This is a genomic window from Bacillus sp. FSL M8-0277 (assembly GCF_037975305.1).
In the GTDB taxonomy this organism is placed as follows: Bacteria; Bacillota; Bacilli; order Bacillales; family Bacillaceae; genus Bacillus; species Bacillus pumilus.
In genome coordinates this window covers 718,988-737,788 of the sequence record NZ_CP150255.1, presented here as the reverse complement: position 1 = coordinate 737,788, position 18,801 = coordinate 718,988, and the positions used below count along the sequence as shown (strand labels likewise).

6 protein-coding genes are annotated in these 18,801 nt (G+C 44.0%); all 6 read right to left on the bottom strand.

The window, feature by feature from the left end; translation table 11 throughout:
• Positions 1–12: 12 nt before the first annotated feature.
• Genes MKZ05_RS03565 through MKZ05_RS03540 form a run of 6 tightly spaced genes read right to left on the bottom strand, consistent with a single transcriptional unit; the run spans position 13 to position 18,791 of the window.
• Entirely contained in the window at positions 13–4,518 is a 4,506-nt protein-coding gene (locus tag MKZ05_RS03565) for a type I polyketide synthase (RefSeq protein ID WP_339161418.1), read from the bottom strand.
• Positions 4,511–7,180: a non-ribosomal peptide synthetase gene (locus MKZ05_RS03560; protein ID WP_327840035.1), complete on the bottom strand. Its 2,670-nt coding sequence runs from the start codon at positions 7,178–7,180 to the stop codon at positions 4,511–4,513. Before MKZ05_RS03560 ends, MKZ05_RS03565 begins: the two co-directional genes overlap by 8 nt.
• Before the next feature lie 20 nt (positions 7,181–7,200).
• On the bottom strand, positions 7,201–16,290 hold the full coding sequence (locus tag MKZ05_RS03555; RefSeq protein ID WP_339161415.1) for an amino acid adenylation domain-containing protein: 9,090 nt from the start codon (positions 16,288–16,290) through the stop codon (positions 7,201–7,203).
• Between the two features lie 19 nt (positions 16,291–16,309).
• The gene (locus MKZ05_RS03550; RefSeq protein WP_339161412.1) at positions 16,310–17,452 is read right to left on the bottom strand and encodes an acyl-CoA dehydrogenase family protein; all 1,143 of its coding nucleotides are present in this window, start codon (positions 17,450–17,452) and stop codon (positions 16,310–16,312) included.
• Positions 17,439–17,708, bottom strand: a complete 270-nt coding sequence (locus MKZ05_RS03545) for an acyl carrier protein (RefSeq protein ID WP_050945733.1) — start codon at positions 17,706–17,708, stop codon at positions 17,439–17,441. The genes MKZ05_RS03550 and MKZ05_RS03545 overlap by 14 nt, the downstream gene beginning before the upstream one ends.
• 27 nt (positions 17,709–17,735) lie before the next feature.
• Positions 17,736–18,791, bottom strand: coding sequence for an HAD-IIIC family phosphatase (locus tag MKZ05_RS03540; RefSeq protein ID WP_113386809.1), 1,056 nt, complete (start codon positions 18,789–18,791; stop codon positions 17,736–17,738).
• Positions 18,792–18,801: the final 10 nt, after the last annotated feature.

The following is an 18,801-nucleotide window of genomic DNA, read 5'->3' as shown; positions in this document are numbered from 1 at the left end:
CATTTCTCCCATCTATTTTCGTTTTAATCTCTGTTTACGGCGGTTCTTTCCATCTGCCATCGCCTGTTTGCGGAGATTAGATGACTCAGTGACAGCTTGCTTTTCTTCCTTCACTCCATGTATCTTCTTCAGTTCTGCAGCCAATGACGCGATCGTTGGATGACTATACATCATGACCACTGGAACCTCTATACCATAAATTGATTTAATATGACCGCTCATCTGCAGTAAATCAAGGGATGTCGCACCCATTTCAAAGAAGTTCTCATTCACATCCGGTTCATGTGGAAAAAAGGAGCTGAGTACATCACACAATGATGCTTCTAGACGATCATCTATGACCTGCGATATTTGTTGAGTCGACTCTTCTTCCTGCTGCATAGGTGTTAATCGGTGTTTCATTCTCTCACCCATGTCTCGAACAGAAACAAGAATTTGCGGATAATCTAAACGCAGCACTTCCTGAAAGGCCTTGATTCCTTCATCTGGTGAAATTCCCGCCTGCTCCTCGAGCGTCATCATGTCATTGACTTTGGCCGCTAATGCTGAGTTGTGTGCCATACCGACTTTTTCCCATCGATCCCAGTTTAAAGAAATCACTGGCTTTCCTTCCTGCCTCTTCTCATGAGCAAAGCTGTCCATAAAAGCATTGGAAGCGGCATAAGCCACTTGTCCAGCCGCTCCAAGAAAGGACACTAGGGATGAACAAAGTAAAAAGAAGTCGAGCGTTTCATCCTTGAGTGTTTCATCCAGCACATAGGTCCCGTTGATTTTTGGCAGACACTTGCGAATTTCATCGTCTGCTGTTCTTGCTTGGATGATCTTCCCATCTGCCTCTCCTGCCGCATGGATGACACCATGTAAATCACCAAATGATGTATGAGCCAGCTGGATCGCTTTCTGCACGGCGTCTTTATCTGACACATCACCGTGTACAGTTAGTACATCAGCTCCTAACTCTTCAAGAGTCATCAGCTTTTTCACGGTTTCAGCTTCTTTCCCATCCGCATCACGCAGTTCATGCCATGCAGAGCGTTCACGTATTTGTGATCGGCTGAGGAACACAAGTTTTGCTTGATACGTTTCTGCTAAATGTTGAGCTAGTGTGAAACCAATGCCTCCCATACCGCCGGTCAGGAGGTAAACACCATGAGTCCTGATAGGCTGTGTGGACGATTCCTCTTTGCTTAAAGGTGTACTTGAAGCTTTTCGAACCCACCTACTGTTCCCCCGATACGCCACGACTGCCTCTTGATCGTGCATTGCCACCTCATATGAAAGAAATAGCGGCCAGTCCGCCTTTGTTTCCTGACATAAATCAATGTGCTGACACGCAATATGCTGATATTCTTGAGGAATGGTCAGAGCTAATCCAGTACATGTTGCTTGAAGAGGATTGACCTTCTCCATCCCGATAACATCATGCGCTTGGTTTGTCACAAGGTGAAGACGGATGGTTGTGTTATGATGCTGACTGATCAGCCTGACGAGATCAAGTACAGATAAGTAGTTCGGCTGATCACCTGTATCTTCTGTTAGTTCATCATGCATCCAGATGATCTCTTCCGGTATAAATCCAGATTGCTGCAGTTCAGCCATCACCCACTCTAAGTGTGACAGCATATGAACGTCAGCCTTCATCACCTGGTCATTTTCTTTGATCGTATGATCACTTTGACAGACGCTGACAACCTCTGCATGCCGCTCTTTCAAATAAGCGGCAATATGACCATTTTTCTCAAAAACCAAGATACGCTTCCCTTGATGATGCTGCTCTTTTAGTACAGGTGCAGAGCGCTCCCATACCGGAATGTAAAACCAGTCTTGAAAATCAGCGGAGAGTGTCTCCCCCATTTCTGATGGTGCTAAATTGCTCATCAGCTGATCCGCTTTAAACTGCGGAGAGGGGAATATTTGATGCTCAAATGGATATGTTGGCAGTGACACTCGATATGGGGTCTTTTCTTTTCTGACAGCGCTCCAGTTCGGCTCCACTCCAAAACTCCACAGCTTCCCTATAGCCTTTTTCATATATTCATCATCAGCAGCTTGTTCTTTTGGATGTCTCACCAATGAAACAGCCGCTGCTTTGTTCACATCATAGTCATCATGTCGTCTCACAAATTGAGTCAACGTATGACCTGGTCCCACTTCAATGAAAACCACTTCACCAAGTCCAAGTAACGTCTCTAATCCTTGACTAAATAAAACAGGCTGCCTGATATGAGATGCCCAGTAATCAGGCGATGAGGCTTGCTCATTTGTTAACCAGCTTCCTGTCACATTCGAAAGGATCGGAACCTCGCCCTGCTGATAGGTGATCTCTGAGAGAGCGTTCTTAAACTGTACGGACGCTTCAGCCATCATACTCGTATGAAAGGCGTGAGAGGTTTTCAATGTTTGGACAGAAGCTCCTCTTTTTTCAGCTTGTTCGAGATAGATCTGTAACCGTTCTGGAGAACCGGAAACAACAGATAATTGTGAGCTATTCACCGCAGAAAGCTCGACACCCTCAGGAAGATCATGTTCAATCTCTTCGGCAGAGAGTGACACTCCGGCCATTTCACCCCGAGGCATTTTTTGCATCAAACTGCCTCTTTTTAAAACGATACGGATTGCATCTTCAAGGTGTATGATACCGGCCACGCAGGCAGCTGTTATTTCTCCAATACTATGACCAATGAAATAATGCGGACGTATGCCTAGTCCCATCAGCTTCGATGCGAGCGCATACTCAAAACTAAACAAGATGATTTGTGTATATGATGTTTGCTGTATGAGTTGTTCTGCTTTTATGAACTCTTCTTCGGTTGTTGGATATAACACGTTCTCGATCTCAACACCTGATAAAGATAAAATGATGGCAAAACATTTCTGAAGCGTTTGTTTAAATTCAGGATCTTTCTCATATAAATCCTTGCCCATATTCACATACTGAGCACCTTGTCCAGAAAACATCCAGACAACTGCCGGCTGTTGAAAGGCCTTTTGCGGCTGTCCGGCTGACTGGAATGTGCGGTCAGGCCCTGCAATAAAAGCTTGTCGATAAGGAAAATGCTTTCGTCCCTCTTGCAGTGTAAAGGCAGCCTCGGATAGTGTGACACGCTTTTGTTCTTTTAAATAAGATGTCATTTGTTCAGCCGATTTTTGAACCGCCTGCTTCGATCTTGCAGAAATCACCATTAGTTCATGATCTCTTTCTACTGACGGTTTGTCGGCGGCGGGTGCCTCTTCCATGATCAGGTGTACATTCGTTCCACCGACTCCAAACGAACTAACTCCGGCACGCAGCGGCTGCTCTGTTTTCATCCATAGTACGGGGGTTGTATTGACATAAAATGGACTTGATTCAAAATCAATTTTCGGATTCGGTTTTTTATAATGAAGGCTAGGCGGCAGCATCTGATGGTACAGACTAAGCGTTGTCTTGATAAAACCTGCAACCCCTGCGGCTGAGTCAAGATGACCAATATTGGTTTTCACAGACCCAATCGCACAAAACTGCTTTTTATCCGTTTGAAAGGCTTTCTTTAGTGACTCAATTTCAACCGGATCTCCAAGAGTTGTACCGGTGCCGTGTGCTTCAATATAAGAAATACTCTCAGCTTCTACACGACTGATGTTGAGTGCCTTTTTAATCACTTCGCTTTGTCCTTCTATGCTTGGTGCTGTGTAGCCAACCTTCCGCCCGCCGTCATTGTTATAGGCTGACCCTTTAATCACGCCATAGATATGGTCCTTATCTTTTAGTGCCTGCTTTAATGATTTGAGCACAACAACACCGCAGCCCTCACCACCAACAGTGCCTTCTGCCTGTTCATCAAAAGCCCGGCAGTGCCCATCTGGCGACATGATCATGCCTTCTTGATACATGTATCCTTTTTTGTGAGGGGTCGTAATGGTGACGCCGCCTGCGAGTGCCATTTTACATTCTCCAGTAATCAGGGCACGCGCCGCCATATGAATGGCAGTCAAAGAGGAAGAACAAGCTGTATCAACAGCTACGCTCGGCCCCTTCAAATTCAATTTATAAGATACCTTTGTGTTCATGAAATCTTTATCTGTTAACTGAACAGCCGCAAATTGTTCGGATGAGTGATTCGTTCTCATCAGCATGGAAGCAGCTTGCCAATATAAATTAGCAGAAGCGGCTCCAAATAAACCAATCGGTTCCTGATAGGTTTCAGGGTTATAGCCTGCATCTTCAAGTGATTCCCACGCCACCTCATGAAACATGCGGATTTGCGGGTCCATTACTTCTGCTTCACGCTGTGAATAACCAAAGAAATCTGCATCAAAATGATCATGCTGATCAACTGCTCCTTTGGCACGTACATATTGCTCATGATCCAATGCTTCTTTCTCAACCCCTGCCTCAAGCAGCTCTTCCTTCGAAAAGAACGTAATGGACTCTCTTCCATTTGCAAGGTTGTCCCAAAAGTGATGAATATTCTTTGCTCCGGGAAAACGGCATGCCATCCCAATCACTGCAACCTCTAATCCTGTGAACTTACTCATCTATCATCCCGCCTAACAGTTGAGCGGCACTTTCTAAGTCATCCGCTTCATTTTCTCCATCATCTTCGATCTGTTTCTCTTGCCCTGATGCTTTGTTTTTTAATTGCGTAGCTATTTGCGAAACAGTTGTATATTGGAACAGCTCCATCACTGTCAGCTCCTGCTGAAATTCCTCTTTCACTTTATTGGACAACTCAACGATATTAAAAGAGTTCCCGCCTAAGTCAAAAAACGGTTCATCTATACGAATCTGCGAAGCAGGGACTTGTAAAATAGAGGCGAAAATGCGAACAAGCTTCTGCTCTGTTTCATTATGTGCTTGAATGGTCACAGGCTCTTGATTGTTTGACAGCTGATCTTCTGGATTCGGTAGTGCTTGGATATCCAATTTCCCTGATAGATTCAAAGGAAATTGCTCTATTTGGATGACATGTCTCGGCACCATATAACCTGGTAATCTTTCACTTAAAGACTGACGAAGCGCACGCTGATCTATCACTTGTTTTGCCATCATGTATGCGCAAATGTATTGGTCCTGATCCTGCGTTTCCTTAGGAATGACAATGACATCTTGAATCATTCCTTGCATATGCGGGTCATCAAGAATCGCTCTACGGATTTCCTCTAGCTCAATTCGATATCCCCTAATTTTCACTTGACCGTCGTTTCTCTTGGCAAATTCTAATAAACCATCAAACCGCCATCTTGCAAGATCTCCCGTACCGTATAACATCCCGCTGCTCAGCTCTGGTTTTTTGATAAATTTCTCCTTGCTCAGATCAGGGTGATTGATGTACCCACGACCTACACCATCGCCTGCTATATATAACTCTCCAAAGACGCCAATCGGAACTGGCTCTCCTTGCGCGTCACATATGAAAATATGCTCATTCGGCATCGGCTGCCCAATAGGAATGACTTGCTCATCCCAGTCTTGGGGAATCAAAAAGGATGATGACTGAACCGTACATTCAGTCGGCCCATACGCATTTATCATGATTGGTTTTTCACCTGATATATGCTGTAAAAATTGATCCATCAGCTCTTTTGTGAACACCTCTCCGCCCACCAGCATCATCTTCAACGCTGGCAAGTCTTTTTTTGATTGCGCTGCTGCCTTGTTCATCAGCTTTAAATGAGAGGGGGTCACATCAGACAGCTGAATGTGATGTTCTTGGTAAAACGACCATAACGCATGCCCATCCATACGGACTTCATCTTTGGCAATATGCAGCGTATGCCCGAAGAGCAATGCCGGGAACAATGTTTGAACAGACGCATCAAAAATGTGAGAAGCCAGCATCCCTACTTGCAAAGGATTAGGGAGCAGATCAAAAAAGCGCGTTTTCATTCCATATACCAAATTAATGACATGACGATGTTCGATAACGACACCTTTCGGATGCCCTGTCGTACCTGATGTATACAGGACATACGCCATATCCGAAGGCGAGATAGACCAAGTCATATTCTCTTTTATTGATGGTTCTTGAAGCATGTCTTGAATCACATGGACCTCGACATCCAATCCTTCGTGTCCTTCTGCATCCGAGACAATAGCTGTAGCGCCGCTGTTTTTGAGCATATACCGAATTCTTTCAATCGGCAGATGAACATCAATCGGTAAATAAGCATAGCCAGCCTTTAAGATGCCAAGAATGGCAATGACAAGTTCAGCAGATCGATACATTCTGAGTCCAACAGGAGCCTCACGTGTTATCTGACTTTGAGATAGTCTAAGCGCAATGCGATCTGATAAATGATCAACCTCTTCATATGTATAGGAGGTGGTGCCAAACACAACAGCCGTTCGCGCTGGATACAATTGGACTTGTTGTTGAAATAACGACACAATATCACGATCCACTGGATAAGCGAGCGACTCTCCTTGAAACGAATCAAACAGCTGATTTTTCTCTATATCAGATAAAAATGAGTGTGTGCTCATCGTTTGCTCAGACGTTTCGAGACATTGCTCTGTGAATCCCATGAAATGATTGGAGAACTGCTCCATCATGTGGTCATCATAAATGGAAGCATCCCAGTGAACTTCAGCATGAAGGTGATCTTGTTCTTTCTTCCAAACAATAAGCACATCCGCATGCAGCTGCTCTCTGTCAACTTGCCCATGCAATGTCTCAAATGCACATGCCAGATTGACACGCTTCTTGTCTTCTCCTGCTGAATGCCAAAGCTCATCCATTAAAATATAAACAGGATAGTTTTGATGACGCACTGCCTCCTGAAACGATTGTTTCACTGCCTCTAGCCCTGCGCTAAAGCTCATATGAGGCTCAATCTCTGCCTTCAGCGGCAGCATATGATTGATGGCGGATTGATTAGCAGACTGTTCCATTGTAGGAACAGTCACCATCAACTCAGTTTTTCCGCTATAACGTTGAAGCAAGCCAAAAGCTGCTGTGGTTAGCACGATAAACAGGCGCAAATCAGAATCTCCACATAATTGCTTTAACGAATGATTCATAGCCACAGGGAAGGACGAATGAAGCGATCGGTTCATTGCAGCAGGCTTGGCATGTGAAACCGTATGAGGAATGCGGCCATCAAGCTGGACACCTGATAAGATCGATGTCCAGTAGGCTCTTTCTAACACCCTTTCCTTCGCCGCTGCTTTCAGTTGAAAATCATCATGTTCAATCACTCTTCCATTCACCTCTTTACTTATATTTTCAAGTCATCTAATTCGAAAAGAGATACGTCATCTAATTGCTTGAATGAAGAAGTCAGTTCGATCTCCTCTATTCTTACAGCATCTACTGAAACAGCCCTCATGATGTCTTTCAGCAAGCCCGCAATCTGCTCGATGGTTTCCTCTGTGAAAAGCTCAGTATTATATTCAATCGTTGAAGAAAGACCGTCTTCCTGCTCATACGCAATCCAGAGTAAATCAAAGCGTGACGTTCCTGTCTCATACGGATAATCACTAAAGGTTAAACCGCCTACCTTCAGTTCTGGCTGATTCATATTTTGCAAGGCGAACACAGCATCAAACAATAGATTCCGGCTGACACTCCGGCTTAACTGGAGGTCTTGAACCATTTGTTCATATTGATAGTCTTGATGTCCGAAATCATCGATGACATGTGCTTTCACATCCTGCAGGAATTGCTGGTACGTCAGCTCTGCTTTAGGATACAAACGAAGTGGCAGCATATTGACAAAAATACCGATCACTTGCTGCAGCTCCTCTTGTTTTCTCCCTGCTACCGGAACCCCGACCGTGATATCTGATTGTCCGCTTAATTTGTGAAGCAAAATCTGATATACACTTAACAAGCCCATAAACAGTGTGGCGTCTTCCTGTAAAATCACCTGCTTAAACGCGTTCAGCTCCGCTTCTTCTATACGGAACGTATAATGTCCGCCGCGAAATTGTCTCACTTCTGGCCGATCGAAATCTGTTGGCAGATCAAGTAGCGGGGCACTTTCTAACCGGTTTTTCCAGTAATCACTCGATTCTTTCAGTGCTTCTGATGCAAGCAGGTCATTTTGCCATTCTGAAAAATCTTTATATTGCAGAGCAAGAGGCTCGAGCGTCCTGCCGTCATATAACTGCATAAAGTCATTGACCAAAATATCTTGAGAAAGACCGTCTGAGATAATGTGGTGCATGTCCAGCATGAGTACGAATTCCTCATCTGCCAGCTTCATCACACCGACTCTCATCAATGGAGCCTCACTTAACGTAAAGGCAGTCAAAAATTGATCAATCACTTGTTTTTGATCTTCCTCAGATCCTTGTTTCGATCCGTTAGTGAGGTCAAATAATGTGACTGCAAATGGTACCTCTTCTTCAATCTTTTGATAAGGGACGCCATTCTCTAGTACAAACGCTGTCCGCAAACTTTCGTGTCTCTTAATGAGCTGCTGAAATGCCCATTCCAACCTGCTAATATCGAGTTTCCCTTTGATTCGTCCCGCTTTAAACTCGTTGTATCCTGTGCTGTTTACATCCATTTGCTGCATGAGATACAACCGTTTTTGCGCAGACGACAGAGGATAATGCTCCTTCACTTCGGCTTTTTCAATCGCATGATAAGCAGCAGTATCTGCTTGATCGATATATGCTGCCATTAATCGTATCGTAGGGATTTGGAAAAATTGTGGCAGCGTCAGCTCTACACTAAATGCACGATGAATGATACCAATGAAGGTAATCGCCTTTAGAGAATCTCCACCCATTTCAAAGAAATGATCATCTATGCCAATTTCATCAATCTTAAAGAATGCTTGCCAATGTTGACTTAATGCCTTCTCCAGCTCCGTTTCTGGTGCCGCATAATTCGTGGAAAGCGCTGGTCGAGAATACAGGTTGCCATCTTGTTCATGCTCTCCGCCGCTCTCATCCTTAAGGGATAAACGGTCTACATATCGGTGAATACGATCATGTAAAGATGTTGTCGAAATAACCATTTGTTCCACTTGATCCAGCGAAAGCAATCGTTCAAAGATCATTCTTCCTTCTTTTTCTGTAATTAACGTTTCGGTGACATCATCTCCGATTGGAAGATCAAGCTGCTTCCCTTGCTCAAATTCCCAGCCGTCAAAGCTAATGACAGACCACTGTGTTTCTGAACGTAGATTGCGTTCATACACGTACGCATCGATGAAATGATTCACAGCTGTATAGGCTGTAAAACCGAGTCCGCCCAAGATCGGTGACAAAGATGACAGGACAAAACAGAAATCAAGGGATCGATCACTTAAGGCAGCATCAAGATGAAGCACACCATTCATCTTCGCTTCAAAATGCGGCTCCGAAAAAGTGACATCTGTTTGCTCCATCACCTGGAAAGATTGGTCGCCTGTCACTCCAGCTGCATAGATCACGCCATCGATCTGCCCATATGATGCATCCACTGTGTTGATCAATTGCTGGATATCTTCCTTGTGACGAACGTCTACTTTCTGAATGAGAACATCTGCACCTGTCTCTTCCAGCGCCATTACCCTTTGGATTTTTTTCTTTGTTGGATCCTGTTCATCATGCGTAGACAGCCATTCTTGCCACTTGCTTCTATCAGGGAGTCCAGACCTGCTCGTTAAGATCAATGTTCCCTTCGTTTGCTCGGCCAAAGTCTGGGCGATATTCAATCCAATAAACCCAAGTCCGCCAATTAAAATGTATACACCATCTTTTTTAGCCAAATGAGCCTGTCCTGTTTCAGGAACTGAACTATTCGCATACTTTTTCACATATCGCTTATTTCGTCGATAGACCGTGAGAAGCTGTCCATACGCTCGGTCTAGCTCATCGCTTATTTGCTTTAGCAATCTCTTTTCTTGAACCCCATTTTCCACTGGGCGATCAATATCAAGAATGCGGTAACGTAAATTCGGTGTTTCTTGTGAAATCACCATCGCAGGCCCTAGATGGATCGCTTTTTCAGGATAAAGTACAGGCTCACCGCCAACGGCATACGTCAATGAGGAAAGAACTGTAATCGATACCTTTTGGTCCAACACATATTTTTTCAGTGCCTGGCCGATATAAAGCAAGGAGTAATAAGCATCTTGCTGCGTTTGCTTCACCCATTCTTCTTCCGTTTGAGATGACTGTCTTTCTGCAAGCCCCCATAGATGACAAACTTTCGACACGTTGATTTCATCATCTGCCAGATTTGATATGAGCCTTTCATAATCAGATGGCTCATGTGACCGAATGGTATAGCTTTTTTTGTCATGCTTCGTAAATTCATTTCCTTTACGAACCACTACGGACTCGTTCCGTTTCGTCAGGAGCTCAGCCGCAATCTTCTCTCCAAAAGCAGATGGATCTGCAAACAAAAGCAAGGCTCCGCCAGACGTATCTTCTGATGGCACGCAAGGTAAAAGATCGGCTTCCCAATGAGGGGTATAGAACCATTCATCCATTTGCTGCTTTCGTCCAGACTGCTTTGGTTTGTCTTGTTTCACACGATCTGCTGCATCATACCAATAGGAGGTTTGATCAAATGCATACGTTGGCAGCGGCATTTTCCTCGGCTGACGGTTTAAATGGAACCTATCCCAATCAATAGATAATCCGTTTGTCCATAGACGTCCAATTTGACCAAGTAAAAATTCAGTATCCGTCACATCTTGTTTTGCATGTCTTAACACATGACATACATGCTGATTCAGGCCGTTCAGCGACCGGTTGACCATCACGCTTAAATCTTGTCCTGGGCCAATCTCAATTAGTTGAATATTGTCCTCTTGTAAAATATTTGTGATGCCTTCAGCAAAGCGAACTGTATCGGTCATATGCCTTTTCCAATAAGACATATCCTTCGCACTCGTATCTGTCATCCAATCTCCTGACAGATTCGAAATGAATGGAATACGAAGCGACTTGGCGTTAATATGCGTTAATTTTTCTCCGAATTGCTCCGCTGCCTCCTTCATGACATGTGAGTGGGCGGCAATGGTTCCACCTAATCGCATACACATCAACCTGTTGCTTTTTAGCTCTTGTTCAAATTCACCTATCGCCTCTTCTAGACCTGACACGATACATGATGAATCATTGACAACCGCGAGAGAAATATCGTTTGGAAGCATCGGTTTTAGCTCTGTCTCAGGTAATGGAACACTCATCATGACGCCAGCTGGTGACGACTGCATCGCATTCGCACGATAGGCGACCATGGACATTGCGTCCTTTAAGCTGAATAGCCCTGATATGGCGGCTGCCGTTAATTCGCCAAAGCTATAGCCGATCATTGCATCAGGACGAACGCCCCATTCAATGAAAAGCATGGATAAGGCATATTCAATGGCAAAAATGGCTGGCTGTGCATATTGAGTACTTGCCAATTGTTCACGTGCCTTTTCTGTTTCAGCTGCTAATGGGTACAGAATACGGGCAAGACTTCGTCCTGTTGCTTCTTCATATGCTTGAAAACAAGCATCCATTTGCTTCTTAAAGTAAGGCTCTTCCCGGTACAAATCTAATCCCATATTGAGATATTGATTGCCTTGTCCAGAAAACATAAAAATAATCTTTTGCTTTTCCACATGCGAATGCATGAGCTTTCCAATGCCCTTGCCTTGCTTTTCTGTTAATACTCTTAGAGCATCTTCTCTGTTTGCCGCAACAAATGCCTGACGAAAACCAAAGGATTGTCTTCCTGTTTGCAGGGTATAAGCTGCGTCTGCCAAATTGATAGAAGGTGTGTTTTCTATTTGGCTTGCGAGTTTGTCTTTCATTCGTTCCAAGCTCGTTTTGCTCTTGGCTGAAAGAACAAGCAGCTCAGCAGAACGAGGCATTTGCTGACGATCTCTTTGTGGTGCTTCTTCTAAGATGACATGTGCATTCGTTCCACCCATTCCAAATGAGCTCACCCCCGCCCGCCGCAAATGGGAAGCTGGCTGCTTCCAGTCGATCAGCTCAGTGTTTACAAAGAAAGGACTGTGCTCAAATGCAATGTTTTCATTGGCTTTTTTGAAGTGAAGACTAGGTACAAATGTGTGATGCTGAAGCGAAAGCACAGCTTTGATCAAGCCAGCTGCTCCTGCCGCTGCATCTAAATGTCCAATATTTGTTTTCACAGACCCAATGCGGCAAAATTGTTTTTTCTCTGTGTCGAAAGCCTTTGTGAGCGCCTCTATTTCAATCGGATCACCAAGTGATGTGCCAGTTCCATGTGTTTCCACATATTCAATCGTATCTGGTGAAACATCTGCTTGATGCAGGGCATCCTGAATGACACGTGTCTGTCCTTCGACGCTCGGAGCATTGAAACCAACCTTTTGATCACCATCATTGTTGATGGCAGAGCCCTTAATAACCGCATAAATATGGTCACCATCTTCTATGGCTTCACTAAGTGCTTTTAAAGCAACAAGACCAACACCATCTCCGCCAACAGTTCCATCTGCTTGATCATCAAAGGCGCGGCAGTGGCCATCACTTGATTTCACCATGTTCTGCTGATAAACGTAGCCTGATTTCACTGGGTGCAGGATCGACACACCTCCCGCAAGAGCTACATCTGAATCACCATTTGCAATGGATTGACAGGCCAAATGCAAGGCGACCAAGGAAGTTGAACAAGCGGTTTGCAGCGTAAGCGCCGGTCCTTTCAAATTCAATTTATGGGCAATTCTTGTACTGACGGTATACGTATCATTGAGTGAACCCACTTCAAACAGCTCTGACATGCTGCTATCAAGGGAAGCGGCAAAACGCTGAATCCATTGGAAGTTCGAAGTGGACCCAGTAAACAACCCGACCTTCCCCCTATAATCTTCTTGTACATACCCCGCATCTTCCAGCGCCTTATAGGCGTATTCATGCAGGAGACGTATTTGAGGATCCATCATTTCTGCCTGACTTGGCGAATAGCCGAAGAAGGATGCATCAAATAAATCAGGTCCATCAATGACACCCTTTGCCCTCACATAATCGGATCGCTCGAAGGTTTGGCGGTCAATACCAGCTTCAAGCAGTTCTTCATCGGAAAAGAAGGAAATTGATTCTTCTCCATTCTTCAAATTTCGCCAAAATGCCTCAACATTTTTCGCACCTGGGAATTTACCAGCCATTCCAATAATGGCAATCGGCTCATTGGCTTTTCTTATCTTTTGTTTTACAGGCTGCGTGTCTGCCGCTGTCTGCTCTGAATCGCCGCTTAAATATGCGGCAAGCTCTCTAATCGTTGGGCGGCGGAACATTTCGACCATTGGAATGCTTTGATTCAATCGCTTAGCGAGCTGTTGATTGACGTGGATCAAATTGAGTGAATGCCCGCCAATGTCAAAGAATTTGTCATGAACACTTACCTCATCTAAGCCGAGCACCTTTTTCCAAATGGCTTGAATGACTTTCTCCGTATCAGAAAGATAGTCAGAGCCCGCCTGTTTTTTCGTTTGCTGCGCCTGTTTTAAAGCAGGTAAAGCTCGTTTATCTAGTTTGCCATTGGCAGTCAGCGGCATATCGTCTAATTGAACAAAGTGAGTTGGGATCATATAATCCGGCAGTTGATCAGCCAACGCTTGTTTTATTGCCGCTTGATCAAGTATGGCTGTCGTGACAACATATGCGGCCAAACATGGTGTACCAGAAACATCTGGCTTTACAACAACAGCTGCTGCTTTTATTCCTGGCTGTTCATTCAACCAAAATTCAATCTCACCAGTTTCAATCCGGTAGCCTCTCAGCTTCACTTGATCATCATTTCGACCTAAAAATTGAATGAGACCATTAGGGAGAATGCGCGCTGCATCACCTGTTTTATAAATTTTTTCTCCTGGCTGGAAAGGGTGATCGACAAATCTTTCTTCGGTTAGTTCTGGGCGATTCAAATAGCCTTTTGCGACACCTTTTCCGCCAATATATAATTCACCGACGGCTCCTTCCGGCATGAGATTCATATGTCTGTCAAACAGAAGAATATCCGTATGCTGTGCAGGCTTTCCAATCGGTACATACACGTCTTGATCAATGTCCTGGTTATATCGATGAATCATGCAGCCAACGACCGTTTCAGTTGGTCCATATTCATTCACAATTTCAATTGGCTGCGGAAAGGACTGCTGAATGGATTTCGCTAAAGATATTTCCAGCTGCTCTCCGCCTAAAATGAAACATTTCATTTGGCTGTCTGGGAAAGACAAATGCTTAATAAACTGTAAATGAGATGGTGTCAGTTTCATCACATGTACACGGTTGTCTTTTATGATGTCTTCGACAAGTAGCTGCCGGTTTTCATGGTGATAAATCATGATGGTATTTCCTGAAATGAGCGGCGTGAAAATAGAAGTAACCGTCAAGTCAAAGGACAGTGAGGTATACAAAGCAAAATGCCTTGTTTCTCCTCGAACATATACTTGCTTCGCCCAATCAATATAGTTGACTAAGCCAAGATGATGAATGAGTACTCCTTTTGGTCTTCCGGTCGTTCCTGATGTATAAATGCAGTAGGCTGTTTGGTCTGAGGTGATGGCTTGTGCCAAGTTGTCTGATGGTCCGGTGTATAGATCCGGCTGCGTGATATCAATTTTTTCTCCATGATAGGCATAGGTGAGCCCTTTCATTGGATGAGTTAAGAGCCATTCTACTCCGCTGTCTTCTAATAGATATTCTATTCGTTCCTGCGGATATTCAGGATCAATCGGCACGTAAGCACCGCCAGCTTTTAAGATCGATAAGCATGCTATCACCATTTCAATGGAATGCTCTGCTAAAATGCCGACACGCTGCTCCTGTTTGACTCCTTTGTTTTGTAAATAATGTGCGAGCTGGTTCACTCTCTTATTGAGTTGTTCATATGTAACCGTCGTATCGCCAAACTCAACTGCGACTGCCGCTGGCGTTCGCTCCACTTGTGCTTCAAATAGATCAATCACCGTTGGCTCATGGCTAGGTGTTGCTCCGCCGTATTGCTGAAAGACCGCTAACTGCTTTTCTTTCTCTTCTTCTGATAGCAGCTGTAGTTGAGCAGCAGATTTGTGCGGATGTGCACAGGCATCAGACAGGAGATGAAGAAAATGCTGACACCACTTTTCGATTTGCTCAGCTGAAAAGCTGACAGGGTTATACACCAATGAAAAGTGCAGCTGATCATCAAACGCCTGAACACTAAGCGTGAGATCGAATTCTGTCTGCTCAGTCATCTCAAATCCACGAATACGAATTGGCTGATCGTTTTTCGTGAGCATTTGATCTAGTGGATAGTTTTCAATGACGACGATTGAATCGAATAATGATTGCTCTGCAGTCATTCCTGCATATTTTTTTAAGTCAGATAGTGGGGTATGTTCATATTCATTTCTTACAGCGATCTCACGGCTCACCTCCTGCATCTGTTCAAGAATTGGCCGCTCCTGTTCGAATGAGACTCGCAGCGGTAAAGTGTTAATGAACAGCCCAGTCATCTTTTCAATATGAGGGACATCTGCATTTCTCCCTGATACTGTTGTCCCAAAGACAATATCATCTTGGTTCGCATACTTAGATAGCAAAACTCCCCACAGCGTATACATCACAGATGCCAGCGTCACGTCATATTGATTTGTGAATTTGCTCAAGCTCTCCGCAATGGAAGGATCCACTTGATGTTCATATTGATGAAACACTTCTGAAGGTTCATATGCGCCGCTTGACTTCGGAAGCAGTTCTGCATAACTCCATCCGTTGAAAACATTTTTCCAATAGGCGGCTTGTGCTTCTGTCTGTTGAAGGTTTTTCTGCTGCCATTTAACAAAGGATTGGTAGGACGGTCTTTGTTCCAGAAGAGGTTTGTCCCCATTCGATAAGCGCTCATATGCACTCATCCAATCGCTTAATACAATCCCTAGGCTCCAGCCGTCCAATAAAATGTGATGGAAGCTAATGAGAACCCAGCTGACTTCATCATTCACTTCACATAACGTCAGGCGGAATGGGACTTCATGCAGATCAAAGCGTTCTTCTCGGTTCTGTGCCGTCACCTCTTCTTTCAGCACATGAAGAGGCTCCTTCGCTTGCGTGAAATCACGATATCGAATGTCTGGCTGATGCTCCTTCAGCACAATTTGTACTGGTTTTGCTAGTTCCTGCCATCTGAACAATGTTCTAAGCATTTCATGCTGTTTGGTGACATTCGTCCATGATTGTTCAAAAATGTCTCGATCTATTGGTCCGTCTATTTCGATCAGCAGTTGTTCAAAATAAGCTGTTCCGTTCGGTTCCATTAAATGATGAAACAGCAGTCCTTCTTGGATCGTAGTGATACCTAACATATTTTCAATGTTCTGTTTATCCAGCTTCTGCGGCTGTAAAGCCATGGGCTCATCTCCTTTCTCTCTAAGAATGTTTCACGAAATAATGGCGTAAACCATAGTTAGCAATAACCTGCTGCTGAATTTGCGAAGTTCCTTCAATAATTTCAAGCACTTTTGCTTCACGATATAGTCTTGAAGCTGAGTTTTCCCGGCTAAATCCACTTCCGCCATGAATTTGGACATTTGTATTTGTAATGTCAACGGCAATTTTAGAGGTGAAATATTTTGCGATGGATGTTTCAGTGATCGCATCAGGATGATTCGCTTCTCTCATTTCCCCAGCCTTTAGGCATAAGGCTCTCGCTGCATGGAGCTGGGTCACCGCATCTCCGATCATGCCTTTGATCATTTGATGCTTGTACAATTTTTCATTAAATTGTGTTCTTTTACGCGAATACGTGACAAGAGAATCAACGGCTTCTTGTGCGATGGCAAGCCCTGCCCAAGCAACACTGTATCTTCCATGGTCTAATGCGAGTGACACCACATGGTTAAATCCGCCTCCAACTGGTCCTAAGACACAGTCTTCATGAACCTGAACATGATCGAGGGTGATTTCCGCTAAATATGACGCTCGGTTGGCCATCATTCCTGTAATCCTCTCAATCTCTACACCCGGCTGATCTCGATCGACAAGGAATGCCGTGACTTGTTCACCGTCTCTTGCAATCACAATAAAGAAATCGGCAATCGCTCCAAAGGAAATCCACTTTTTCTTCCCATTTAATACATAGGATTGCCCTTCCTTTTGATAGCTTGTTTCAACATGATTGGCATCTGAACCAATATTCGGCTCTGACAAAGCAAAGGCTCCGATTTTTTCTCCCTTGGCTAATTCAACGAGCCAGCCTTGTTTTTGGTCTTCTGTTCCATAACGAAGAATGGCTTCTCCTACAAGTGAATTCACTGTCAATAATGTGCGTACATTACAGCAAGCTTTTCCCACTTGTTCCGTGAACTGTCCATATGCGATTGGATCAAGCCCTAGCCCTTGATAGGAAGATGGGATACCTGCTGCCAAGTAGCCTCTTTTTGCCATATCTCGAATCAGTGACTCTGGCAAATGTTCCGTCTCATCGAATTCATTGGCAAACGGACGGATATGTTCATCGCAATACTGGCGAATTTCTTCAACGGCATTAATCGTTTGTTCAGCTGTTTTCATGAAGAGCCGCCCCCTGTTGTTTTCTCTCAATTAAGGCGACAATGCGATTGACCGTACTAAAATGAGCAATGTCGAGGTCTTCGTTATCTAATTGGAATTGAAAGTCTTGCTCGATATAGTTCACTAGTTTCATCGCAAATAGAGAATTCACAAAGCCTTGTTCAAAAATATGATCATCATTTCCAAGCTCAATTTCCTCATCAAATACCACTAGATTTTGCTCGATATAGGCTCTTACTTGTTCGTGTAGGTTCATGATTTAATCTCCTCGCTTTTCGCTTTTTTATTGTTTGGCTGGGTCTTTCTGATTTAATTCAATATTGACATCTACGTATTCTGGGAAAGGCTGAATCATGCTTAAATCATTTTCAAACAAGATATAGCCGTCCTCCCCTTTCTCAATTTCTTTGAAATTCGCAAACTTATATGTGATGTACATCATGCGGTTTCGGTCGGTTTGTTTAAAGTCAGCGACAAGCCGCTTTCCTCGCTTTTTCGCTTCTTGCAAAATCGTTGTGAGTAAGATGGTCCCGACACCACGAGACATGACGCGGCAAGACATAAGCAGCAGTTTGACATGCCATGTGTCACCTGTTTCTTCTATTAATGAGAGTCCAATTTTTCCATAGGAACCGAATTTATCTTCAAGTTCACAGACAAGCAGGAAGTGAGAATCTGATTGACGGAAGAAATCAAGCTCTTCATAATCGTAGGTTTTCCCGCTCGCATTTAATTGATTGGTACGGACGGTCAATTCTTCAGCGCGCTGGAGGTCTTGTTCTCCTGCTTCTGATATCACGAATTTCATATGTAAAGACGCCAAGAATTTCTCAGGCGGCCCTTCATATTTCTCTTCTTCCTGCTGCCTTTTGTCCGCTTCTAAGTACATTCTTCTGCGTCGTCTAGCATCTTCTGTGATAAAGACTGGACGCAGCCGATCATCAGTGAGTAATGACAGATAATCCACTGCATCCCAGCACGTAATCTCTGGATGAACAGCCTTCACTTCTTCTCGTTCAAATGGCTGATCATCAATAAAGAGAATGGTATCTTTATGAATATTTAGGCGCTCGCTGATTCTCTCTAATGAACTAGATTTGGCATTCCAATGAATCTCTGGATAGAGAAAGAAATGTTCGATTCCGAAGGCAGAAAGCTTTTCCTTCACGGCTGCTTCATCGTTCCGGCTTGCTATAGAAAGAAGGATGCCGCGCTCATCTAACTCTGTTAGTACTTCCTTCATCGATGGTTTTAACGTCACTTCATCTGACTCAAGTAAAATTCCATCCCATAATGTATGATCTAAATCCCAGACAACACACTTAATTTGCTTAGCCATTGGTTATTCT